The sequence below is a fragment of the Reyranella sp. genome, assembly GCF_044224635.1.
GTDB lineage: Bacteria > Pseudomonadota > Alphaproteobacteria > Reyranellales > Reyranellaceae > Reyranella.
This window is the reverse complement of record NZ_JBGAKA010000024.1, coordinates 91,893-114,009: the sequence shown is the minus strand read 5'-3', so window position 1 is coordinate 114,009 and position 22,117 is coordinate 91,893. Positions and strand designations below refer to the sequence as shown.

Here is a 22,117-nt window from a genome sequence, read left to right as displayed (position 1 = left end):
CTGGGGAGGTGTCCGCGTCTAAAGGCTTTTGGCCGCTGCGCGGCCAAAATGCCGACGCGGACGGAGGGGTCAGAGGCCTCAGTCCCGCTGCTCATGACCCCTCCGTCGCGTATGACGCGACACCTCCCCAAGCTACGCTTAGGGAGGGGAGAGTGGCACGCTCCCGGCGAAGAGCATGACCCCTCCGTCCGCGAAGACGCGGACACCTCCCCAGCGAAGCTGGGAGGAGAACAAGCCTCAATCTAGTCATTGTGGCGGCCGGCGCCAGTGCGGGCGGCGGACCATGGCCTCATGTCGCGGCTGGCGGCTGAGCCGGTGGCGGCGCGGAATACGGCTTCGGCCGCCTGCTCGCCCGACCACAGCGCCGCATGCACGGTGCCGTACTCGACCGGCTCGGTCGCCTCGCCGGCGAAATAGACGCGCTGTCCCAGCGGACGCGCGTGTCCCTCGCGATCCTCCGGCGGGCTGCCGACGCCGGGATAGGAGTAGCCGCCGCGCGACCACGGATCGCTCACCCAGCGCGGAAAGGCCATCGCCTCCGGCCGCGGGATGTCCATGCCGAACATCTTGCGCAGCGAGGCCATCGCCACCTCCTCGACCTGGGCGTCGCTCGATCTGCGATCGAGAGTCACCGACGTGATGCCGTTGGTGAAGCTCAGAAGGATCGGCAGGCCGGTCTCCTGCACATGGCTGACCCACGTGTTGAAGGTGCCACGCTTTTCCGGCGAATCCGGCAGGCGGCCGAACCATTTGGGCTGCTCGGGCCAGAAGCGCTCGGGAAAGCGCAAATAGATTTTGCCCAGCGCCCCTGCGCCGTAGCCCAGCCGATGCAGCGCCTTCTGCTGCGCCTCGGGCGGCAGCGGATCGAGCGCCGGCAGGCCGGCGCGCAGCAGCCCGATCGGCACCGCGACCACTGCACGCTCCGCCTCGAGCCGCTCACCGCTCTGCAGCGTGGCGACGATTCCGGCACCGGTCCAGGCGATGCGCTGCACGGCCGCGCCGAGCCGAACGGAAAGGCCCTGCGCGGCATCCTCGATCAGCGTATGGAAACCGCCGCGCGGCTGCGCGTTGCGGTCGAGCCCCTCGGTGGGAAACCATTCCTCGGCAGCGATCGCCTCGTAGGGGGCGCCCTGCACGCCTTCGCTCATCTCCACGAAGGTCGCGATCACGAGCTTGTCGATCTCGGGCAACCAGCCGGCGTGCAGCAACGGATCGACGGCCTGCTTCACCGAGATCGAGCGCGGCCCCCAGCTCCGCGCCATCGCCTTGCTCTTCCAGGCCGCCCATTCGATCGCCACCTTGAAGGCGGCACGCCCGAGCACGGCACGACGACGCTGCCCCTCGCGCGTCGGCGCGGTGGCGCGCTCATCGATCAGCAACCGGTCGCCCTGCGATTCGACCAGGGCGATGCCGAGCTTCTCGCACCACAGGGTGAGCGGGTTGCCGTCGACGCCATGCACCCACGACCCGCCGAGATCGAGCGGCGCGCCCAGTGAGGTGTCGGTCCATGTGCGTCCCCCCAGCCGCTGGCGCGCCTCGAGCACCGTGACCGCGAACCCCGAATCGTGCAGCAGGCGGGCGGCGACGATTCCCGCCATGCCGGCGCCGACGACGATCACGCGCTCCGGCGTGGCCGCGCCCATCGACCACGAGCCTGTCGGCAGGCCAGTCATCGCAGCACCAGGCCGGGCAGCAGCTTCATGGCGTCGAACAGCTCGCCGCCCGCCGCGGCCAGGCCGACCCGATCGGCGTACGGCGCGCCGGCGTAGGCGAGCACGCGCATGCCGGCGGCGCGACCCGCCTGCACGCCCGCCACCGAATCCTCGATCACGATGCAGTCGAACGGCTGCACGTCGAGCGACAACGCGGCATGCAGGAACAGGTCAGGGAACGGTTTTCCACGCGGAACCTGGCTGGAGCTGAAGATGCGTCCGCCGAACAGATCCCACAGGCCGGTGAGGCCGAGCGTGAAGCGCATCTTCTCCGGCGCCCCGGAGCTTGCCACACAGGTCTCGACTCCGGCCGCCTGCAGCGCCAGCACGGCGTCCTTGACGCCATCGATCGGCTGCAGCGGCGCGTCGCGGAAGTTGCCGTAGGTCACCGCCTGCATCTTCTCGAGGAAATCATCCGGCAGCGTGCGGCCGAGCTCAGCCTCGACGATCTCGACGCACGATTTCAGCGAGCGCCCGAGCAGCCGCCGCATCGTCTCCTCGATCGACCAGTGGAGACCCTGCGCGGCGAGCGCCGCCGAGAAGCTCGCATTGGCGATCGGCTCACTATCCACCAGGACGCCATCGCAATCGAAGATCGCTAGCAAGAGAGGGCCGCTCCTTCACGCTCCTCCCCAGCAAAGCTGGGGAGCAAAATGAGACGTGGCGCATGGAGGGCTGGCTAGAACGGCTTGTCGCCGGCCACCGTGACACGGTTGCCACTGCGGGTGTGGGGCCAGTAGTCCCACATGGCGCGGTGCTGGACGCAGCGGTTGTCCCAGAAGGCGATGGAATTCTCCTGCCAGCGGAAGCGACACTGGAACAGCGGATTCTCCATGTGCTGATAGAGATAGCTCAATATGGCATCGCCCTCGTCGCGCGGCACGCCGACCAGGGTGCGGGTGAAGCCGCGATTGACGTAGAGCGCCTTCTTGCGCGTCACCGGATGGGTGCGCACCACCGGATGCTCGGCACGCGGGTACCGCGGCTTGTCGGCGATGCCGTAATTCTTGTACAGGCCGCGATAGACCGATTCGCCGTCATGGATCGCGGTCAACCCTTCGAGATAGGTCTTCATGCGATCGGACAGCGACTCGTAGGCGGCATACATGCTGGCGAACAGCGTGTCGCCGCCCTTGGGCGGGCACTTCCTGATGTAGAGGATGCTGCCCATCGGCGGCTCGAGATCGCAGCTCACGTCGGTGTGCCAGCCCTCGCCGTTGGCGCGCGGCGAATCCTTGTCGGCGTGGATGATCATCAGCTCGGGCTTGCCGGGCTCGGACGGCGCCGCCGGATGAACATGCAGGTCACCGAACATCCGGCCGAACGCCAGGTGCTGCTCTGGGGTGATGTGCTGGTCGCGGAAGAAGATCACCAGGTTCTCGGCGAGCGCGCGATGGACTTCGTCCTGCTGGCGGTTGCTGAGTGGCCTGGCGAGGTCGATGCCGCTGATCTCGGCGCCGATGATCGGCGTCAGCTTGTCGACCGCGATGGTCTCGTAGGGCGCGCTCTCGTCGGCCGTGTGGCGATAGCGGGGCCCGGCTTTGCCGCTCAGCGATCCTTGCATGGCGCTCTCCTACTCCAGCTTGATGTTGCCGCGCCGGATGATGTCGCCCCAGCGCGTCATCTCGGCGCGCGTGAAGGCGGCGAACTCCTCCGGCGTGGTGGTCGACGGCGTCGATCCCATCGTGTCCAACCGCGCCAGGACCTGCGGATCCTGGCAGGCAGCGACGATATCGCGATTGAGTCGGGCAACCAACTCCCCGGGAGTGCCCTTCGGGGCATAGAAGCCGGTCCAGGTCCAGATCTGGAAATCGGGCAGGCCGGCCTCGGCGGCGCTCGGCACCATCGCCAAGCGGGATTCGCGCTGCGGCAGCGTGACGGCCAAGCCGCGCATCGCGCCGCGATCGATCTGCAGCTTGCCGTTGATGGTGTCGATCACCATGAAGGTGAGCTGCCCGTTCAGGAGGTCGGGGAACGCCTGCGGGTTGCTCTTGTAGCCGATATAGAGCGCGTCGACGCCGGCGAGCTGGCGATAGAGCTCCGAGGCGATGCGGGCCGGCAGCGCGCCGGCGCCGAAATTGTGCTTGCCCGGCTCGGCCTTCAGGAGCGCCGTCAGCTCGGCCAGCGTCCTGATCGGCGAATCGGCGCGCACCAGCACGACGAAAGGCGAGGTCCCGAAGCGCGTGATCGGCTCGAAGTCGGCGACCGGATCGTAGGGCAGCTTGTCGTAAAGCGCCGGATTGACCGCCTGGGTCATCGCCGACGTCAGAAAGATCGTGAGCCCGTCGGGCTTGGACTTGGCCGCTGCTTCCGCCGCCGGCAACCCGTTGCCGCCACCCTTGTTGTCGACCACGACCGCCTGGCCCCACATCTGGCCAAGGCGGTCGGCGACCACGCGCCCGGTGATATCGGTCGCCGCTCCCGCCGGAAACGGCACGATGATCGTGACCCGGCCAGTCGGCCAGGCCTGGGCCTGCAGCGATGACGCGGGCGCGACGGCCGACAGCGAAGCGGCGGACAAGAAATGCCGACGGAGCATGTTTCCTCGATTTGTCGTCGGCGCACCATTGGGCGACGGTCTCGCACCGGTCAAGCGAGGCATTTCGCGCTCCGCCCTTCCTCCCCAGCTCCGCTGGGGAGGTGTCGCCATCTTACGGCGATGGAGGGGTCATGGCGGGAGCGCGCCACTCTGTGGCGCTCATGCTCTTCCGATCCGCAATCGTGATGTCCGCTATTCCCATGAGCGCCACAGAGTGGCGCGCTCCCGGCCACGAGTCATGACGGGAATGAGTTGTGCATTCGAGGCCACACAGGCAGGGTCCTGCGGAAACATGAACGGGACCAACCGGGGGAACCATGCCGAGCTTCGACGCCATCGCCTCGCAGACCGTGCGCACGGCCGACCATCTCGAACCTGCGTTCCGGCACGAGGCCGATATTGCCGCCGCTGCGCAGAAGCTCACGGGACGCAGGAAGAAGCCCAACGTCTTGATCTACCTGATGGACGATGTCGGCTGGGGCGATTTCGGCTGCTATGGCGGCGGCGTCGCGGTCGGCGCGCCGACGCCGCATTTCGACCGGCTGGCGCGCGCCGGCCTGCAGCTCACCTCGTGCTACTCCGAGCCGTCGTGCTCGCCGTCGCGGGCCACCCTGCATACCGGGCGCGTGCCCAACCGGCACGGCCTGCATCGCCCGCCGATGTACGGCGAGCCGGGCGGCCTGCAGGGTGAGGTCACGCTGCCCATGCTGCTTGGCCAGGCAGGCTACACGACGCAGGCGGTCGGCAAGTGGCACCTCGGCGAGAATGTCGAATCGCAGCCGCAGCATGTCGGCTACGACGATTTCTACGGCTTCCTTTCGGTGTCCGACATGTACACCGAATGGCGCGATCCGCATTTCTTCCCCGAGATCGTCTACTCCGGCGCACGCACCGAGTGGATCGAGAACATGCCGTTCAACAAATGCTTCGTGCACGCCACCAAGGGCGGCGAGCTCAGCAATGTCGAGGAGGTGACGATCCCCGTCCTCTCCGAGCTCGACGAGAAATGGTGCCAGTATTCGGTCGATTTCATCGAGCGCCAGGCCAAGTCCGACAAGCCGTGGCTGCTCTACCACTGCACGCGCGGCGCCCACTTCGACAACTACCCGCACGAGAAGTATCTCGGCAAGTCGCCGGCCAGGCATCCCTACAAGGACACGCTGATCGAGCTCGACGACATCATGGGCCGCCTGGTCGATGCGCTGGGGCGCTCCGGCCAGATCGAGGACACGCTGATCTTCGTGTCGTCGGACAACGGCCCGCACATGGAGACCTGGCCGGACGCCGCCTTCACGCCGTTCCGCTGCGCCAAGGGCTCGACCTGGGAGGGCGGCGTGCGCGTGCCCGGCCTGATGTTCTGGCCCGGCATGGTCGAGGCCGGCCGGCAGAGCGACGGCCTGTTCGACTTCAACGACATCCTGCCGACCATGCTGGGGCTGGCCGGCGCCTCCGCGCTGCTGCCCAACGACCGCTACATCGACGGCGTCGACCAAACGAGCTTCCTGCTGGCGCCGCACGGCCTGTCGAACCGCAAGTACCATTACTACTGGCTGTCGCAGACCTTCTCCGGCCTGCGCTGCGGCGAATACAAGATGTTGCTGTCGGCAACGAGCGACGACCCGACCGACGCCGCGGGCCCGGGTGGCTTCACCGGCGTGCTCGAACGCTTCGCCTACCCGCGCCTCTACAATCTCTATCTCGACCCCAAGGAGCAGCACAACTACCTGACGCGCAAGCTCGCCTACGTCGAAGCCTTCCAGCTCGGCATGCGCACCCATCTCGGCACCTTCCGCCGCTTCCCGCCGAAGAAGGTCATGGGGCTCAAGGTCGAGGACAAGCGGGCATAGGCGACAAGTCATCGCCGGGAGCGCGCCACTCCGAGCCCGTGACATTTTCGATCGTCGTTCTTTGGCGGTAGATGAGTTCGCCACCGGAAACATTTCTGTCGTCCTGAGTAAGGCGTTTGCAAAGCAAGCGCCGATAGCGAAGGACCTCATCGCCGCTTGGTACGTGTGCACTTCGGAACTTCTGGCGATGAGATCCTTCGCTCCGCTCAGGATGACCGGAGAGGGGTGACTGCGTTCAATAAAGTCACACGCTCTCCGTGGCGCTCATGGAGCAGGTTGCTCGTGGTCCTGGAAGAGCATGAGCGGCACGGAGTGCCGCATTCCCGGCGATGAAAGTCTAGTCGCAGGCGGTGTAGCCTGACTGCACGCAGCGCGCCGCCGTGGCCTGCACCAGCGCCTGCTCGTCCGCGTCGAGCTTGTTGGCCGCGAGACAGTCGCGCGCCAGGTTGACCCACGTCGCATGCTGCGGATCGGTGTTGCGCTCGAGGATGGTCCACCACACCGAGGCCTGCAGCCGCGCGCGCCGGTCGGGCTTGCGCGGGTAGTCGCGCTGCTGCAGGCGCAGCGCCACCATGGCTTGGGCCGGTACGCAGCCCTGCACCGCCGCCGCGCGATACTTGGCGTCGATGGTGTCATGCCAGCGCCGCGCGGCGGCCGATCCTGGCTTGTCCTGGCCCACCATGTCGTCCAGACGCAGCATCGCGCCGAGTTCGCCCTTCTCGGCAGCGCGCGCGAGGGTGTCGACGATGGTGCGATACCACTTCTCCGCCTCGGCCTTGCTCTCCGGCACGCCGCGGCCATAGAGATACATGTCCGCGAGGCGCTCCTGGGCACGCATGTCGCCCGATTCAGCAGCGGCCTTGATGGCCGGAAAGACCAGAGCCCACGCAGTCTGCGCCTTCCTGATCATCGCATAGTTCGACCCGATCAGTCGGCCGTGGTGCTCCGCCAGCAGGTACTGCGCCTCGGCGTCGCCAGCCTCCGCCCGCTCGAGCCTGGCCTTCTCCGCGCGCCTCGCCCAATCGCGCCCTGCCGCCTCGTCGATCGGCGTGCCCGAGCCCCACTGCAGCGCCTTGCCTACCCATTCGAGCGACTCGAGGTCGCCGTTCTCGGCCAGTCGCTTGCGTGTCGCGAACGCTGTCCCATACCAGCGCTCCGCCGCAGCCGGGTCGGTCGGATGAAGGGCCGCGCCGAGCTGGCGCTGCGCCGCCGGGTTGCCCCGCTCGGCCAGCGCCTGCAGCATCGCGAGGCCGCGACTGACGTCGCACGTCTCCAACGCGAACTCAGCCTCGCGCACCACCTTTTCGGCGTGCGCGGCGACGCTTGCCAAGCATAACGCCAGCGTCAGTCCCAGTCGCTTCAGTCGTCGTCCCACAGCGGGGCAGGATCAGACCAGAGGATCATGGGCGAATTTGGGCGATCGCAACGCAAAGATGTTCTCTGCACTCTGACGATTGGGAGCCTATCAGCGCCAGCCGGCTTGCTGCCGCCACGGGAACATCTTGTTCTGATGATGTGAACGTCATATCGAAGGCCACACTCAGGTCCGGAGACCATCTGATGATGAATCGCCCGATCCGTACCGAAGCCGAGTACAAGGCCGCGCTGGCAGAGGTCGAGCACTTTTCCCAAGTCGAGCCGATGAAGGCCCTACAAGCTTGCCGGTAGCCGCCAGAAGCAGGCGACATCACGCACATCGAGTCGGAAAGCCGCCTAGTTCCTGCCCAATCAGGCCGCAGCAGATGACCTGGGTCCGAATCTCGGCGTCTAGGCAGGATTCAGTGCACTGCCGCCTCATCGAAGAGCAGTACGCGCTGAGCGGCAATGGCTTCCTTGAACTCCTCGTCGAGCGAATTCCAGTCGACGACGTCGACCCTCATCGGCAGGTCGCTCTCGGAGAAGGCATGCCTCAACTTCGAGATCGTCTCGTATGCGATAGGCGCGTCACCTTCGAGCGCGATATCGAGGTCGGAGAAACGTTTGGCCGATCCCGTCGCGCGCGAGCCGAACACCCAGACTTTCAGGGCCGGCACATGAAAGGCGAGGATCTCGCGGACCTCGGACAGGGACTCTGCGTCAAGCTGGACGGCCAGTGCTCCGCTGCTTGAAGCCCTGGCCCTCGCTGCCGCCTAAAAGGTTCTCGGCCGGCACCTCGAAGCCGTCGAAGCCGATCTCGAACTCCTTCATGCCGCGATAGCCCAGCACGCGGATCTCGCCGCCCGACATGCCCTTGGCCGGGAACGGATCGCTGTCGTCGCCGCGCGGCTTCTCGGCGAGGAACATCGACAGGCCCTGGTAGCCGGGCTTGGAGGCGTCACTGCGCGCCAGCAGGGTCATGATGTCGGCGCGGGCGGCATGGGTGATCCAGGTCTTGTTGCCCTGGATCCGGTAGACGTCGCCCTCCAGCATGGCGCGGGTGCGCAGGCTGGCGAGGTCGGAGCCGGTGTTGGGCTCGGTGAACACCGCCGTCGGCAGCAGCTCGCCCGAGGCGATGCGTCCGAGATACTTCTGCTTCTGCGCCTCGGTGCCGCCGGAGCGGATCAGCTCGGCGGCGATCTCCGAGCGCGTGCCGAGCGAGCCGACGCCGATATAGCCGCGCGAAAGCTCCTCGGTGACCACGCACATGGCGAGCTTGCCCATGCCGAGGCCGCCCCATTCCTCCGGCACGGTGAGCCCGAACACGCCGAGCTCGGCCATCTTCTCGACCACCGGCAAGGGGATCAGCTCGTCGCGCAGATGCCAGCCATGGGCGTGCGGCGCCACCTCGCTGTCGACGAAGCGGCGGAACTGGCGGCGCACCTCTTCCAGGGCCTCGTCGTCGAGCTGGAGCGCCCCGAAGCCGCCGGTGTCGAGACCGTCGGCAATCAGCTCGGCGATGCGCAGGCGCACCGCCGACGTGTTGGCAGCGATCAGGCGGCTCACGGCGAGCGAGTCGAGCGCAGAGGCATCGGCGCCGAGGTCGGCCGGCCGCACGATCTCGACCTAGCTGAGGGCGATGCCGCCCTTGAGCTGGGCGAGATACTCGCCGAAGGCAGACTGCAGGATGAGCTGCTCGAGCTCACCTGCCGAACCGGCCTCCGCCCAGCGCCTCATCTGGCGCAGCGCCGAGACATAGGTCGCGATCCAGGCGAAGCCGTGGGCGGCGAACTGCTCGCGCTCCAGCGCCTTGGGATCGACCTTCCCTTTCGGCGCGATCAGCCGCCCGCACCGCCTCGCGCGCCGCCGTCTCGTAGCGATCTGCGGCGCTCTCGGCCTCGGCGCAAAGGGCGAGCAGATTTTCCAGGATCAGGGACATTTCTTGGGTCTCGGCAGCAACATACGGAGCAATGCGGGATCGCTAAGCGAAGGGTCCTTGCCGAGAGCCGCCACTTAAGGCGGAGTAACCTCCGCCGACGTGACGCTCTCTTTTCATTCCCCTCCCCAGCTTTTGCTGGGGAGGTGTCGCGTCATACGCGACGGAGGGGTCAAGGGCACAGGTGGGGCTGCTCATGCCCCCTCCGTCCGCGACTACGCGGACACCTCCCCAGCGAAGCTGGGGAAGGAATGAGATGAGCGCCACGTCGGCGGAGGTTACTCCGCCTTAAGTGGCGCGCTCCCGGCGATGAGGGATCCTTCGCTGATCGCGCTAGTCTTCCAGCGCGTCTTCCAGGGTGCGCAGGCCGGGGCGCTTGGCGGAGACCAGCACGGCCATGTTTCCAGGCTTGTGCTGGTTCTTCCACATCTTGGTGTGCGCCTTCGGGATGTCGGCCCAATCGAACACCTCGCTCATGCACGGATCGATGCGGCGCTCGATCACCAGCTGGTTGGCCTGGCTGGCCTGAAGGAGGTTGGCGAAGTGGCTGCCCTGGATGCGCTTCTGGCGCATCCACACGAAGCGCGCGTCCATGGTGAGGTTGTAGCCGGTGGTGCCGGCGCAGAACACGACCATGCCGCCGCGTTTCACGATGAAGCACGACACCGGGAAGGTCTGCTCACCAGGATGCTCGAACACGAAGTCGACGTCGTTGCCCTTGCCGGTATGCTCCCAGATCGCCGCGCCGAACTTGCGGCACTTCTTCATGTACTCGGCGTAGCCCTTCTGGTCGTCGACGTCGGGCAGCTGGCCCCAGCAATCGAAATCGTTGCGGTTGATGACGCCCTTGGCGCCAAGCGACATCACGAAATCCTTCTTCGACGGATCGGAGATCACGCCGATCGCATTGGCGCCGGCCGTCGCGATCAGCTGCACCGCCATGGAGCCGATGCCGCCGGCGGCGCCCCAAACCAGCACGTTGTGGCCGGGCCGCAGGATATGCGGGCGATGGCCGAACAGCATGCGGTAGGCGGTGGCGAGCGTCAGCGTGTAGCAGGCGCTCTCCTCCCAGCTGAGATGCTGGGCACGCTTCATGAGCTGGCGCGCCTGCACCTTGCAGAATTGCGCAAAAGAGCCGTCCGGCGTCTCGTAGCCCCAGATGCGCTGGCTGGTCGAGAACATCGGGTCGCCGCCGTTGCATTCCTCGTCGTCGCCGTCGTCCTGATTGCAATGGATGACGACCTCGTCACCCACCTTCCAGCGCTTCACCTTGGCGCCGACCGCCCAGACAATGCCCGAGGCGTCGGAGCCGGCGATGTGAAAGGGCTGCTTGTGGACATCGAATGGCGAAATCGGCAGGCCAAGGCCCGCCCATACGCCGTTGTAGTTGACGCCGGCCGCCATCACGAGGACCAGCACCTCGTCCTCGCCGATCGTATGCGTCGGTACGACCTCGAGCTGCATCGACTGCTCGGGCGGACCATGGCGGTCGCGCCGGATGACCCAGGCGTACATGTTCTTCGGAACATGGCCGAGCGGCGGGATCTCGCCGATTTCGTAGAGATCCTTCCTTGGCTGGTTGGCCGTCGGATGCGGGCGGGCCGCGAAAGCGACAACGGACATGACGATGCCTCCTGCAATGCAGCAGAAGTTATTGTTGCGTTCGCGAGATTGCAACGCACAAATTGCGGTTCGTTGCTGCTGTCAGGGGGCAATAACAATAAAATTACCCTCACCCTGCGGAAGCCACGCATTGAAGCCAGGTCGGGCCCAAGGTAAACGGGCGTTTACCGATCCGTTCCAAGTCCGGGAGAGCGCGCCATGAAACTCATGTGGTTTCACCTCATGCCCTACACGGAGCTTCCCGACGACTTCAACAAGAAGCACCCGTCGGTGTGGGTCGACATCCATTCGTCGCTGTTCGATCCGCGGCGCGCCCATCACATGTACAACGACTTCATGGACGAGCTCGAGTATGCCGCCGAGGTGGGCTTCGATGCGGTCTGCGTGAACGAGCACCATTCCAACGGCTACGGGCTGATGCCTTCGCCCAACCTGATCGCGAGCTCGCTGGCGCGGCGCACCACCGACACCGCACTCTGCGTCATGGGCAACTCGCTGGCGCTCTACAATCCGCCGACCCGGGTGGCCGAGGAGTTCGCCATGATCGACTGCATCTCGGGCGGCCGGCTGATCGCGGGCTTCCCCGTCGGCTCGCCGATGGATACCTGCTTCGCCTACGGCCAGAACCCCAGCATGCTGCGCGAGCGCTACTACGAGGCGCACGACCTGGTGAAGAAGGCGTGGACCGAGAAGGAGACGTTCGCCTTCTCCGGCCGCTTCAACCAGCAGCGCTACGTCAACATCTGGCCACGGCCGATCCAGGACGATCCGCATCCGCCGATCTGGATCCCGGGCGGCGGCTCGATCGAGACGTGGCGCTGGTGCGCCGAGATGGACTACGTCTACTGCTACCTGTCGTACTATGGCTACAAGGCCGGGCTCACGACCATGCAGGGCTTCTGGAACGAGATGGCCAAGCTCGGCAAGGATCGCAATCCCTACCGGGCCGGCTTCCTGCAGTTCGTCGGCGTCGCCGAAAGCCGCCAGCAGGCGCTCGACCTCTATACCGAGCCGGCCGAGTATTTCTACGGCCGCTGCCTGCACATCGATCCGCGCTTCGCCACGCCGCCCGGCTACACGACCGAGGCGACGCAGCGCGCCGGCATCGAGAGCATGGTCTCGAAGGCGGCCAACGTCGCCAACCCGGCGACCAAGGCAGCGTTGAAGGCGACCAACATGAAGGACATCGTCGACGGCGGCTACGTCATCATCGGCTCGCCCGACGAGGTGGCCGAGCAGGTGCGCCATGTCGCGACCAGCCTCAATGTCGGCAACCTGATGCTGCTGCTGCAGTTCGGCAACATGAGCAAGGACACCACCAAGTACAACACGCGGACGTTCGCCGAGACGGTGATGCCCAAGGTCAAGGACGTGTTCGGCGACTGGGAGAACAGGTGGTGGCCCAAGCCGCTGGCGCACAGCCAGCGCGCCGCGGTGCCGACGTTCCAGCCCAAGCTCGTCGCCGCGGAGTAGCGCCGGTGTCCGCGCCCAAGACGACCACCGTCGAGGTCAACGGCTTTCCCTGCCGCGTCTGGAGCAAGGGCAGCGGGCCCAAGGTCGGCTTCCTCGCCGGCCTGGGCGGGCTGCCGCGTTGGCTGCCGTTTCTCGACAGGCTCGCCGCGACGCGTACCGTCATCGCGCCGTCGTTGCCGGGCTATCCTGGTGCCGTCGGCCATGCCGAGCTCGACAGCCATCTCGACTGGGTGCTGGCGGTGCGCCAGCTGATCGACAAGACGGGGCTGGCCGGCGCCGACCTGATCGGCGCGTCGGTCGGCGGCGCGTTCGCCGCCGAGATGGCGGCGATCTTCCCCGATCGAATGGCCGATCGAGATGACGCGCGCCTCGGAAGCGGCGGCCCGGGCCTTCTGGCCGCTCGGCAACACGCGGCTGGAGAAGCGTCTCGGCCTGATCGAGGCGCCGACCCTGATCCTGTGGGGCGAGGCCGATGCCATCCTGCCGCAGGGCTATGCCCGGAAGTTTGTGAACGGGATCGGCCGCTCGGCGCGCCTCGAGACCGTCGCCGGCGCCGGCCACCTCGCCTATCTCGACCAGCCCGACGCAGTCTCGAAGGCGGCGCTGGCGCATCTCTCGTAACCTCCTCCCCACGACGTGGGGAGGTGCCCCGTCGTACGCGGCGGAGGGGTCATAGAGTCATGAGGTCCATGACCCCTTCTTAGGCTCATGACCCCTCCGTCACCGTAAGACGGCGACACCTCGCCAGCAGAGCTGGGAAGGAGCACTTGAGTTGTGGTTGCACCGTCGTCTCGGATCGCTATTGTCCAGCGCGTTAGAGTTTTGCGAGGATTCGCCGATGATGATCCGTTCGATGAAGAAGGCCGCAGGTGTTTCGCTGCTCGCGGCGGTGCTGGCCGTGGGCGTGACGTTGACCGAACGGCAGGCGACGGCTCAGGTGACGGCCGTGCCGCGCGTCGGCGTCGCGTTCAACCAGACCCTCACGCGACAGGTCACGATCGAATCGGCCGATCCGGAAGGCGGCACGATCACGTTCCGGCTGCCCGACGGCCAGTATGTCGTCTGCCCGGTCTCCAGCTCGCTCACCGGCACCCTGGCGACGCTGGCCGACGGCTCGACCGCCAACATCACCTACAATCAGATCGTGACGCTCCTGAATCTGCGCCAGAAGGGACCGGGCTCGCAGGAGGCACGGCGCGAGCAGATGTCGCCGCCCAGCACGACCGACGTTCAGGTCGGACGCTTCACCATGACGGTCGTCGGCGTCGACCTGCCGAACAACACGGTGTCGGTGATCGACGGGCGCGGCGGCCCGGTGCAGACCTATCGCGCCGACACGATCGCCAAGCAGGACATGCTGAAGAAGATCAAGGTGGGCGACGTCGTGATCGGCCTCACCACGCCGCTCATGGTCACGGCGATCGCGCCGGTCAAATAGGCTGGAATGGGCCGCTGACGCGGCCTTCCTCTCACGCGACGTCGCTGCTCACTCGATGTCGACGTCTTCCCAGAAGCCGATCCAGTGGTCGACCGGCTTCATCTTGGGCTGCGGCGCCTCGTAGGACCATGCCGCGCGCGGGCTGCGCGTGCCGCCCTCGACGACATCGTAGAATTGAACGCCATGGGGGCACTCGAGATCGCGCGCCGTCTTGGGTGTGCTCTCGAGCAGATCCATGCGCACCGTATCGCGCGGGAAGTAGACATAGCCGCCGACCTCGAGCGTGTGGTCGCTCTTCGCGAGCGTCGTGCCACGCCACGTCGCCGTGCGGTGCGTCGTCGTCTGGGTCATCGGTCGAGTCCTCTCGATGGAGAGTTGCTGAAGCGCATTATATGGGGTTGGCGTCGCGCTGCTCCAGTGGCGACACATTACGCTTTCCTCCCTCGCAATCGACCAGGACATTCGCATCTAGGCGCTCTCTCGTTTTCCTCCCCAACTCTGTTGGGGAGGTGTCGCCGTCTTCGGCGACGGAGGGGTCATGAGCAACGGGACTGAGGCTCATGGCCCCTAAGGGCTTGTGACGAAATAAACGCTTCGAATGTCAAGCGACTGTCCGGTTGGGCTTTGGAACGAAGGTGTAGTTCCAGTCTGGATGGAAGCGGTCGTAGCGAATATTGAGCTGACTGATCTGTTGATCAGAGACCTTGGCGCCCTTGGGATAGCTCGTGGCGTCAATGTCGCAGGCGATGGTCAGTCCGGAGGTTGTCGTGGTGGCGGCGATGAGCTGCACGATGACCTTGTGGGAGAGCAAAGGTTTGGCGCGCCAGTTCTGGGTAATGAAGGCGAACATGCGATGCTCGATGCGGTTCCACTTGCTGGTGCCAGGCGGGTGATGGGTGACGGTGATGGCGAGGCCGGTCTGGTTGGCGAAGTTCTGCAACTCGACTTTCCAGAGGCGGACCCGAGCGCCATTGCTGCCACCGCAATCGGCAGTGATCAGCAGGCGCGTGGCCTTGGGATAGCGCTTGCGCCCCATGCGCCGCCACCAGCGACGAATGCTCTCGACGGCGAAGGTTGCGGTGTCATGGTTGATGCCGACACTGACCCAGCCTTCATTGGCGGCAATGTCGTAGACGCCGTAGGGGACCGCTCGACCCTTTCCCGGGATGACGAAGTCGTGCACGCGCACGGGCTGGGGTCGGCCTTTGCGCCGCAGCTCTCGGCCGGCAGTCCTGAAATCGCCGACCAGCTCCTTCTTCTTGGTGTCGACGGAGATGGCCGGTTGTCGGCACCGCCGGAAACGCTGGACCCGATCGTTGATGTGCTGGAACTGTGCATCGCGGTCAGGGTGCTGCTTGCCCTCGCGGGTCTTGGCGTTGGCTTGCAGGCTGAAGCCGAGGTCCTTGAGCAGGCGGCCGACCAGATTGGCGCTGACCCGGTAGCCCTGATCGGCCAACGCGGCGGCGAGATGGCGCTGACTGCGACTCACCCACAGCAGGTCGGCCTGCGGATCGCCTCGGGTGGCCGAGGCAACCAGATCGAGCAAGGCCTTGCGCAAGCCGGGCTGCTTGAGGGTCGCCGCCTTGCGACCACCGCCGCTGCGGCGGACGCGGCCGTATGGCCATTCGGCCGCTTCCTCGTCGAGCTCCTTCAGGCCGCGCCCGATCGTGCTGCGCGCTATCCCATCTTTCTCAACTGGAGCCATTGTTGAGGGAAAAACCCTTTAGAATCAAAGGGTGGAGCTTGAAGGTCTCCACTACAGAGTGGGGTCCCAGGTTAGGCCGCGGAAGTGGGAGGGGCAGAGATCTTGGGCGGCGGCTGAGGTGGGAGCTCGAGCTTGAGCTGGTGGAGCAGGATCTTTTGATCGGCGTTTGGCTCGGTGTGCCGGGTGATGACGAGGGTGCGTCCGTCGGTGGTAGGGAAGTGAACGTCGAGCATCTTGATGTCGGTGAACTTGTCGAGGACGGCGCGCGGGGTGAGGCCGCCGGCGAGAGTGCGCAGGCGGGCGCGCAGGGTGACGTGCAGGCAGTAAGCGATGAAGGCAACGAAGATGTGTGCCTCGATGCGCTGTTCGAGCTGATGGAAGATGGGCCGCAGCTGGAGATCGTGCTTGAGGTTCTTGAAGGCGGCCTCGATCTCGGTGAGCTGGATGTAGAACTGCCAGAGCTCGGCCGGTTGGCGATCGCCGAGATTGCTGCGCAGAAGATATCGGCCTTCACGCTGTCGGACGCGCCGCAGCTTGCTGCGGTTGAGGGCGTAGCTGAATGAGGCGCCACGCGGTGCCACCTCGACATCGATCAGGCGCCAGGCGGCGGGTGCCTTGGCGCGCGCGCCGCCGAGCTTCATGAGCAAGTCCTGGCGCTTGATCTTCTTCATCGCCGACAGTTCCGTGAGGCGAGCCCACAGCCCTTTGAGCTTGCGCCGGCGCATGGCGCGCTCCTTGTGCACGCGCTGCTCACTGCGGGCGAGCACGTAGAGTTCCGGCTCGTCGGCCAGCAGCTTGACGTCGACGCCCTGGCGCACGCTCTGCCACGGCTTGTCGAGCAGGGCTTTCTCGAGCTTGCTGAGCCGGCCCTTCGGTGTGCCGACCAGGTAGTGGACCGGCGGATCGGCTTGCCGCATCTCGGCCAGGACGGCCTCGCTGGGGATGCCGCGATCCATCACCCAGATGCGCTGCGCCTTGCCGTGCTGCGCCTCGATCTTGGCCAGAAAGTCGCGCAGCGTCGTGCTGTCGGCAGTGTTGCCGGCCAGCACCTCGTAGGCCAGCGGGAAGCCTTCCGGCGTGACCACCAGCGCGATCACCACCTGCACGCAATCACCGCGCTTGTCGCGGCTGTAGCCGTAGCGCCGCTTGTCGGTCTCGTTGTGCGGCGGCGCCGACTCGAAATAGGTGCTCGTCAGGTCGTACAGCAGGACCTCGAACTGCGCCCCGAACAAGTCCTGCCAGCGTTGCCGCAGATGGCTGAACAGGCCCTGCTTATGCTCGAGCAGCTTGTCCAGACAACGATACAGCGCATTCTTCTCGACCAGCGAATAGTCGGCGCCCAGCAGATCGCCCATCGCGCTCTGGCTGAACCACTGTCGATGCAGCCGCCACTCGCTGCCAGGATCGATCAGCCGATAGCACACCAACGTCTGCACGATGTCACACCAGCTCGTGCCCTCGCGCGAGTCTTCCAGGCGATCGGCCCAGAAGCGATCCAGCTCGAGCTCCTCGTAGAGATGGCAGGCCAACCAGCACGCACCCCATTGCCGCGGCCTATGAAGCTCCATCGCATCGAGGCGGACCTGCACACCATGACCACGGGCGTGCTCGGGGACACCGCGATCGGCCGGGAACAGCGCCAGCTGCGTGTGCCGCCGAGCGTCTTCGTCGAACGCATCGACCACCCGACACCAGGCTTCACGCTGACAGTCGTTGATCTCGCCGAGGTACAGCACCGGCCGCTGCACCACCTTGCCGCCGGCGCAGCGCTTGTTCTCGACGATGCTCCAATAGCGATGCTCTTTGCCATCTTTGAAGCGTCGGTTGGCGCGTAAGAACATGATGGGTAGGGATACTACCCCACACAATTAGTACACGAAAGAGACTAGGTCTCCACTACACATGATTGCCAACGCGCGGTCATTGAAATCGCTCACTTTTTTGCTTCTCATCACCCTCGAAATCGATGATTCCGAGGTCCAGTTGAGAAAGATGGGCTATGCCTGTGAGATGCGACACCATCGCGATGCCGCCGCGGCCCGCAGCGCGAGCCTCGCTGGCGGCGAACAAACGAAGCCCTCGCTCATCCAAGTGAGGCGCGACTGCCTCATAGCGCATACGAATGGCGTCCCAGTCGACCACTTCATCAATATATAGCGTTTCTCACCTGATCATGCTCGAAATCCGGATTCTATTACTGCTTTATACAACCCGAATCGATTCGATTATTTCGTCACAGGCCCTAAGGGCCTGGGGCCCTTACGGAACGAAGGCTCCCTTGTCATCCTGAGCGCAGCGAAGGATCTCATCGCCAGAAGATTACGCTCGCGCCAACCGGCAATGAGGTCCTTCGCTGCGCTCAAGACGACAAGGGAGTCTGAGGCTGCAAGCCGATCGATTGTCGGCCGAAGCGTGGTCTACCCCCGCTTCCAGGTGGTGCCCTTCGCACCATCCTCGAGGAGCACACCCTTGGCCTTCAGGTCGTCGCGAATTCGGTCGGATTCCCTGAAGTCGCGGGCCTTGCGGGCGGCCTGGCGAGCAGCGATCGCCGCCTCGATCTCGGCATCGGTCGGGCCGCCGGCGCCGGCCGGCATCCAGCGGAACCAAGCCTCGGCGTCCTGCTGCAGGAGCCCCAGCGCATTGCCGCCGGCGCGCAACGCGGCCGGGTCTCCGAGCTGGTGCACGGCGCTGATCGCCAGCGGCGTGTTGAGGTCGTCGGACAACGCCTCTTCCACCGCCTGCGGCACGGATGCCGCCGGCGTGGCGTCGCGCCCGCGCAAGGCACCATACCAGCGGTCGAGGGTGGCCTTGGCCTGGACCAGGCCCTCGTGCGTGAAGTCGAGCGGCTGGCGGTAGTGCGCCGACAGCAGCAGGAGCCTGATCGCCTCGCCGGGATACTGCTCCAGGAGCTCGTGCACGGTGAAGAAGTTGCCGAGCGACTTGCTCATCTTCTCGCCGGAGATGTTGAGAAAGCCGTTGTGCATCCAGTACTTCGCCATCAGCGCATGGCCGAAGGCCGAGCGACTTTGCGCAATCTCGTTCTCGTGGTGCGGGAAGATGAGGTCGAGGCCGCCGGCATGGATGTCGAACGTCTCGCCGAGATGCTTGGCGCTCATCGCCGAACATTCGATGTGCCAGCCCGGCCGGCCGCGACCCCACGGGCTTGGCCAGCCCGGCTGCTGGTCGGTCGACGGCTTCCACAGCACGAAGTCGGCCGGGTCCTTCTTGTAGGGCGTCACCTCGACCCGCGCGCCGGCCACCAGCTCGTCGCGCGTACGCCGCGACAGCCGGCCGTAGTCGGCCATGCTGGGCACGCTGAACAGCACGTGGCCTTCGGCCACATAGGCATGGCCCTTGTCGACCAGGCGACCGATCATCGCGACCATCTCGCCGACATACTGCGTCGCGCGCGGCTCGAAATCCGGCGTGAGCGCGCCAAGGCGGCCCATGTCGCTCTGGTAGGCCGACGCGGTGCGGTTGGTCAGCGCGTCGATGGTCTCGCGATTGTCGGCCGCCCGCACCATGATGCGGTCGTCGATATCGGTGATGTTGCGAACGTAGGTGACTTGGCGATAGCGCCGCTTGAGCAGGCGATAGAGCACGTCGAACGCCACCACCGGCCGGGCATTGCCGATATGGACGTAGTCGTACACCGTCGGGCCGCAGACATAGAGACGCACGTGCCCTGCATCGATTGGAACGAACAGCTCTTTTTCGCGCGACAGCGTGTTGTAGACGACGAGGGACATGGTCCCCTACTCCCGATCGGATTGCGGCAAAGATCGACACGCCGCAGCCGGTGACGGCAGCGGGCGGAAACCTCAGTTACATCGCGCCGTGCAGGCGCCCGGGAATACGGGGAGCGACATAAAAGTAGTGTATCCGACCGGTTCTTTTCGTGCAAATGCGCCGCGATGGAAGCGTTTTTCGTCTCGACCGGCCTCGTCGCCATCGCCGAGATCGGCGACAAGACCCAGCTCCTCGCCCTGATGCTGGCGGCGCGCTACCGCAAGCCATGGCCGATCGTGCTCGGCATTCTGTGCGCCACGCTGGCCAACCACGCGCTGGCCGCCTGGGTCGGTGCCGCAGTCGCGGCCTGGGTGGGCACCGACGCGATGCGCTGGATCCTGGGTGCCACCTTCATCGTCATGGCCGGCTGGTGCCTGATCCCCGACAAGGCCGACGAAGGCCCGCAGGCCGCCAGGCAGGCCGGCGCCTTCCTCGCCACGCTGGTCGCCTTCTTCATCGTCGAGATCGGCGACAAGACCCAGATCGCCACCGTGGCGCTCGCCGCGCGCTTCAATTCGCTGCTCGCCGTCACGGCCGGGACGACCGCCGGGATGATGCTGGCCAACGTACCGGTGGTGCTGTTCGGCGACGCCATCGCCCGCCGCCTGCCGCTCAGGATCGTTCGCGCCGTCGCCGCCGCGCTGTTCGTGATCCTGGGCCTCGTGGCGTTCCTTATGCCCTCCGCCGCGTAAGCCGGACGCCTGCCCTCCCTCTAAAGACGTGCGCGATCGGCATCGGAGAGCGTCAGCGCGGCGAGAGCAGCCAGTTGAACAATGCGGCGCGCGCATTGCCGACATGCAGATGGCCGTCGGGCCGGGTGCGAAGCAGACGACAGGCGAAACCGGCTGGCTCATGCGAGCCGACCTGTGGCGGGCGACCGTTGGCGGGTCAGGGTTCCTCCGCTACTGTCGGCTCGGGAGCGGGGAGTGGTACGGTGTGTGTGCAGCAGGACGTCGAACGAGCGGCGAAATTTCGCTTGCGCGGTCGTTCGGGCGGTTTGTGGCAAGCCCGGCCACAGTTTCACCAATCGGGTGGCCCATTCACGCACCATCAGGGCCGCGCCGCGATCGGCCCGTCGACAGCAGACTTGAATGAACCCTCAGGGAGTCATCGAATGAAAAGACGCAATCTTCTCCTGACCAGCCTGGGCGCGGTGGTCGCCGCACCCGCCATCGTGCATGCCGAAGGCAAGTATCCGGAGCGCACTGTCCGCCTCGTGGTGCCGTTCGCGCCGGCCGGCCCGACCGACATCATCGGCCGCAAGGTCTCCGAGAAGATGACCGGCCTCCTGGGCCAGACCATGATCGTCGACAACAAGGCCGGCGCCGCCGGCTCGATCGGCGCGGTCGAGGTCAAGAACGCCAAGCCCGACGGCTACACGCTGCTGTTCGCCCCGTCGTCGACGCATGCGGTCAATCCGACGGCCTTCGTCAAGCCGGCCTACGATGCGGTCAAGGATTTCACGCCGATCTCGTCGATCTGCGTCAACCCGCTGGTGCTGGTCGTCCATCCTTCGATGCCCAACACCGTGATGGGCCTCGTCGAGGAGATGAAGAAGAACCCCGGCAAGTACTCCTACGCCTCGTCGGGCAACGGCAGCATCCTCCATCTCGCCAGCGAGTACTTCAAACGCGAGGTCGGCGGCCTGGACGTCGTCCACGTGCCCTATCGCGGGTCGGGGCCGGCGCTGCAGGACCTGATGTCGGGCCAGGTCGCCTGGATGTTCGAGACGTTCAGCACGACCCTGCAGCAGCATCGCGCCGGCAAGGTCCGCATCCTGGCCTACGCCCACGCCAAGCGGGCGCCGATCGCGCCGGAGATCCCGACCATGATCGAGGCCGGCGTCCCCGGCTACGAGGCCTATACCTTCAACCTGATCCTCGGGCCGGCCGGCATGCCGCAGCCGATCGTCGACACGCTCGACCAGGCCTCGCGCAAGCTGATGGCCGACGCCGAGATGGTGAAGTTCCTGGAGGACATCGCCGCTGTGCCGACCACCGACACCACGCCGGCGCGCACCGCGAAGTTCATCACCGACGAGATCGCCAAGTGGGCGCCGGTGATCCGTGCGGCCGGCGTCAAGATCGAGTGAGGTAGGCCTCTTCACTCGCGATGCTTGCTCCGCGAGCGTTTGCCTCGGGACGACAGGGCGACCGTCGTCGTCCCGAGCGCCGGCGCCGCGGGAGGCATGGACCTTGCGCCTCGCACCAGCGGGGCCGTGTCATCGTGTCCATTTGCACGGGCCGAGTCGGCGGCAGGGGGACGGTTGGCGAGAGGCTCGAGCAGATCACGCATCTCGCGCAGACGCGCGGCGGCGAACCGGTCGGTGGCGTTCGGCTGGCCGCACAAGGCTGCCCGCAGCATGGCCAGGGTCGGCTCGATCCCGCGCCGCCGACGCTCTTCGGCAAGGATGGCAAGGATGGTCGCGACGTCATCGGGCGTGGCGTAGTGTTCGCGGCGATCACCGGCGGTGTGCTGCAGCTCGACCAGGCGCCATGCCCTCAATTCCTTCAGCGCAAGGCTCACGCCCGACCGTGCGATCTCGAGCTTGGCCGAGATTTCGTCGGCATTGAGAGGTCGAGGCAACAGGAACAGCAGAGCGAAGAGCCGCCCGGCGCTCCGGCTCACGCCCCACTGGGCGCTCATCTCGCCGACATGCAGGACGAAGGCCTTCGTCAGAGGCGGCAAGTCCATCAGGC

General features: G+C 66.0%; 17 protein-coding genes and 4 pseudogenes. 7 read left to right on the top strand and 14 right to left on the bottom strand.

Annotated elements, in window-relative coordinates; all coding sequences use genetic code 11:
* Nucleotides 1-242: 242 nt before the first annotated feature.
* The 4 genes from ACILR9_RS20970 to ACILR9_RS20955 all read right to left on the bottom strand — a co-directional run bounded on the left by ACILR9_RS20970 (nt 243) and on the right by ACILR9_RS20955 (nt 4,251).
* Nucleotides 243-1,673, bottom strand: coding sequence for a flavin monoamine oxidase family protein (locus ACILR9_RS20970; RefSeq protein ID WP_395711900.1), 1,431 nt, complete (start codon nt 1,671-1,673; stop codon nt 243-245).
* On the bottom strand, nt 1,670-2,317 hold the full coding sequence (locus ACILR9_RS20965; RefSeq protein WP_395711899.1) for an HAD family hydrolase: 648 nt from the start codon (nt 2,315-2,317) through the stop codon (nt 1,670-1,672). The genes ACILR9_RS20970 and ACILR9_RS20965 overlap by 4 nt, the downstream gene beginning before the upstream one ends.
* A 74-nt stretch (nt 2,318-2,391) precedes the next feature.
* Nucleotides 2,392-3,276 carry a TauD/TfdA dioxygenase family protein gene (locus ACILR9_RS20960; RefSeq protein ID WP_395711898.1) on the bottom strand — a complete coding sequence of 295 codons (885 nt, stop codon included), beginning with the start codon at nt 3,274-3,276 and terminating at the stop codon, nt 2,392-2,394.
* Nucleotides 3,277-3,285: 9 nt separating this feature from the next.
* Nucleotides 3,286-4,251 carry a Bug family tripartite tricarboxylate transporter substrate binding protein gene (locus ACILR9_RS20955; protein WP_395711897.1) on the bottom strand — a complete coding sequence of 322 codons (966 nt, stop codon included), beginning with the start codon at nt 4,249-4,251 and terminating at the stop codon, nt 3,286-3,288.
* A gap of 317 nt (nt 4,252-4,568) precedes the next feature.
* Here ACILR9_RS20955 and ACILR9_RS20950 point away from each other — a divergent pair, with 317 nt between their 5' ends.
* A complete protein-coding gene (locus tag ACILR9_RS20950) occupies nt 4,569-6,098 on the top strand; it encodes an arylsulfatase (protein WP_395711896.1) in 1,530 nt (509 codons plus the stop codon).
* A 337-nt stretch (nt 6,099-6,435) separates the two neighbouring features.
* On the opposite strand, the gene ACILR9_RS20945 is transcribed toward ACILR9_RS20950, so the two are convergent.
* The 4 genes and pseudogenes from ACILR9_RS20945 to ccrA form a co-directional block, all read right to left on the bottom strand.
* Nucleotides 6,436-7,428 (bottom strand): tetratricopeptide repeat protein, encoded by a 993-nt coding sequence (locus tag ACILR9_RS20945; protein ID WP_395711895.1) that lies wholly within the window; start codon nt 7,426-7,428, stop codon nt 6,436-6,438.
* A 448-nt stretch (nt 7,429-7,876) separates the two neighbouring features.
* Nucleotides 7,877-8,164: a nucleotidyltransferase family protein gene (locus ACILR9_RS20940; protein ID WP_395711904.1), complete on the bottom strand. Its 288-nt coding sequence runs from the start codon at nt 8,162-8,164 to the stop codon at nt 7,877-7,879.
* Between the two features lie 34 nt (nt 8,165-8,198).
* Nucleotides 8,199-9,077: pseudogene (locus ACILR9_RS20935) on the bottom strand (acyl-CoA dehydrogenase family protein); the annotation flags it as partial.
* 646 nt (nt 9,078-9,723) lie between these two features.
* Nucleotides 9,724-11,013, bottom strand: coding sequence for a crotonyl-CoA carboxylase/reductase (ccrA, locus tag ACILR9_RS20930; RefSeq protein WP_395711893.1), 1,290 nt, complete (start codon nt 11,011-11,013; stop codon nt 9,724-9,726).
* Nucleotides 11,014-11,211: 198 nt separating this feature from the next.
* Between ccrA and ACILR9_RS20925 the strand changes: the two genes are divergently transcribed.
* The 4 genes and pseudogenes from ACILR9_RS20925 to ACILR9_RS20910 all read left to right on the top strand — a co-directional run bounded on the left by ACILR9_RS20925 (nt 11,212) and on the right by ACILR9_RS20910 (nt 13,924).
* On the top strand, nt 11,212-12,486 hold the full coding sequence (locus ACILR9_RS20925) for an LLM class flavin-dependent oxidoreductase (protein ID WP_395711892.1): 1,275 nt from the start codon (nt 11,212-11,214) through the stop codon (nt 12,484-12,486).
* Nucleotides 12,408-12,824, top strand: a pseudogene (locus ACILR9_RS20920) (alpha/beta fold hydrolase); the annotation flags it as partial. The gene ACILR9_RS20925 and the pseudogene ACILR9_RS20920, both read left to right, overlap by 79 nt.
* Nucleotides 12,799-13,107: pseudogene (locus ACILR9_RS20915) on the top strand (alpha/beta fold hydrolase); the annotation flags it as partial. The pseudogenes ACILR9_RS20920 and ACILR9_RS20915, both read left to right, overlap by 26 nt.
* Nucleotides 13,108-13,324: 217 nt before the next feature.
* On the top strand, nt 13,325-13,924 hold the full coding sequence (locus tag ACILR9_RS20910; RefSeq protein ID WP_395711891.1) for a hypothetical protein: 600 nt from the start codon (nt 13,325-13,327) through the stop codon (nt 13,922-13,924).
* Between the two features lie 48 nt (nt 13,925-13,972).
* On the opposite strand, the gene ACILR9_RS20905 is transcribed toward ACILR9_RS20910, so the two are convergent.
* The 5 genes and pseudogenes from ACILR9_RS20905 to cysS form a co-directional block, all read right to left on the bottom strand.
* A complete protein-coding gene (locus ACILR9_RS20905; protein ID WP_395711890.1) occupies nt 13,973-14,275 on the bottom strand; it encodes a DUF427 domain-containing protein in 303 nt (100 codons plus the stop codon).
* 250 nt (nt 14,276-14,525) lie between these two features.
* Nucleotides 14,526-15,629 (bottom strand): annotated as a pseudogene (locus ACILR9_RS20900) (ISAzo13 family transposase); the annotation flags it as partial.
* 71 nt (nt 15,630-15,700) lie between these two features.
* Nucleotides 15,701-17,470: an IS1634 family transposase gene (locus ACILR9_RS20895; RefSeq protein WP_395708878.1), complete on the bottom strand. Its 1,770-nt coding sequence runs from the start codon at nt 17,468-17,470 to the stop codon at nt 15,701-15,703.
* 79 nt (nt 17,471-17,549) lie between these two features.
* A complete protein-coding gene (locus tag ACILR9_RS20890; RefSeq protein ID WP_395708879.1) occupies nt 17,550-17,771 on the bottom strand; it encodes a hypothetical protein in 222 nt (73 codons plus the stop codon).
* A 275-nt stretch (nt 17,772-18,046) separates the two neighbouring features.
* The gene (cysS, locus tag ACILR9_RS20885; RefSeq protein WP_395711889.1) at nt 18,047-19,378 is read right to left on the bottom strand and encodes a cysteine--tRNA ligase; all 1,332 of its coding nucleotides are present in this window, start codon (nt 19,376-19,378) and stop codon (nt 18,047-18,049) included.
* Nucleotides 19,379-19,543: 165 nt separating this feature from the next.
* On the opposite strand from cysS, the gene ACILR9_RS20880 reads away from it, so the two are divergent.
* Both ACILR9_RS20880 and ACILR9_RS20875 read left to right on the top strand, forming a co-directional pair.
* Nucleotides 19,544-20,110: a TMEM165/GDT1 family protein gene (locus tag ACILR9_RS20880; RefSeq protein WP_395711888.1), complete on the top strand. Its 567-nt coding sequence runs from the start codon at nt 19,544-19,546 to the stop codon at nt 20,108-20,110.
* Nucleotides 20,111-20,532: 422 nt separating this feature from the next.
* Nucleotides 20,533-21,510 (top strand): Bug family tripartite tricarboxylate transporter substrate binding protein, encoded by a 978-nt coding sequence (locus tag ACILR9_RS20875; protein ID WP_395711887.1) that lies wholly within the window; start codon nt 20,533-20,535, stop codon nt 21,508-21,510.
* An 11-nt stretch (nt 21,511-21,521) separates the two neighbouring features.
* Here the strand turns inward: ACILR9_RS20875 and ACILR9_RS20870 are convergent, their stop codons facing one another.
* A complete protein-coding gene (locus ACILR9_RS20870) occupies nt 21,522-22,112 on the bottom strand; it encodes a GbsR/MarR family transcriptional regulator (RefSeq protein ID WP_395711886.1) in 591 nt (196 codons plus the stop codon).
* Between the last annotated feature and the right edge of the window lie 5 nt (nt 22,113-22,117).

What these genes read in the sequence shown, in the direction of transcription:
- ACILR9_RS20950 (WP_395711896.1), top strand. Translation starts at nt 4,569, where the DNA reads ATGCCGAGCTTCGACGCCATCGCCTCGCAGACCGTGCGCACGGCCGAC.
- ACILR9_RS20960 (WP_395711898.1), bottom strand. Translation starts at nt 3,276, where the DNA reads ATGCAAGGATCGCTGAGCGGCAAAGCCGGGCCCCGCTATCGCCACACG.
- cysS (WP_395711889.1), bottom strand. Translation starts at nt 19,378, where the DNA reads ATGTCCCTCGTCGTCTACAACACGCTGTCGCGCGAAAAAGAGCTGTTC.
- ACILR9_RS20895 (WP_395708878.1), bottom strand. Translation starts at nt 17,470, where the DNA reads ATGTTCTTACGCGCCAACCGACGCTTCAAAGATGGCAAAGAGCATCGC.
- ACILR9_RS20870 (WP_395711886.1), bottom strand. Translation starts at nt 22,112, where the DNA reads ATGGACTTGCCGCCTCTGACGAAGGCCTTCGTCCTGCATGTCGGCGAG.
- ACILR9_RS20905 (WP_395711890.1), bottom strand. Translation starts at nt 14,275, where the DNA reads ATGACCCAGACGACGACGCACCGCACGGCGACGTGGCGTGGCACGACG.
- ACILR9_RS20880 (WP_395711888.1), top strand. Translation starts at nt 19,544, where the DNA reads ATGGAAGCGTTTTTCGTCTCGACCGGCCTCGTCGCCATCGCCGAGATC.
- ACILR9_RS20970 (WP_395711900.1), bottom strand. Translation starts at nt 1,673, where the DNA reads ATGACTGGCCTGCCGACAGGCTCGTGGTCGATGGGCGCGGCCACGCCG.
- ACILR9_RS20955 (WP_395711897.1), bottom strand. Translation starts at nt 4,251, where the DNA reads ATGCTCCGTCGGCATTTCTTGTCCGCCGCTTCGCTGTCGGCCGTCGCG.
- ccrA (WP_395711893.1), bottom strand. Translation starts at nt 11,013, where the DNA reads ATGTCCGTTGTCGCTTTCGCGGCCCGCCCGCATCCGACGGCCAACCAG.
- ACILR9_RS20875 (WP_395711887.1), top strand. Translation starts at nt 20,533, where the DNA reads ATGAAAAGACGCAATCTTCTCCTGACCAGCCTGGGCGCGGTGGTCGCC.
- ACILR9_RS20910 (WP_395711891.1), top strand. Translation starts at nt 13,325, where the DNA reads ATGATGATCCGTTCGATGAAGAAGGCCGCAGGTGTTTCGCTGCTCGCG.
- ACILR9_RS20925 (WP_395711892.1), top strand. Translation starts at nt 11,212, where the DNA reads ATGAAACTCATGTGGTTTCACCTCATGCCCTACACGGAGCTTCCCGAC.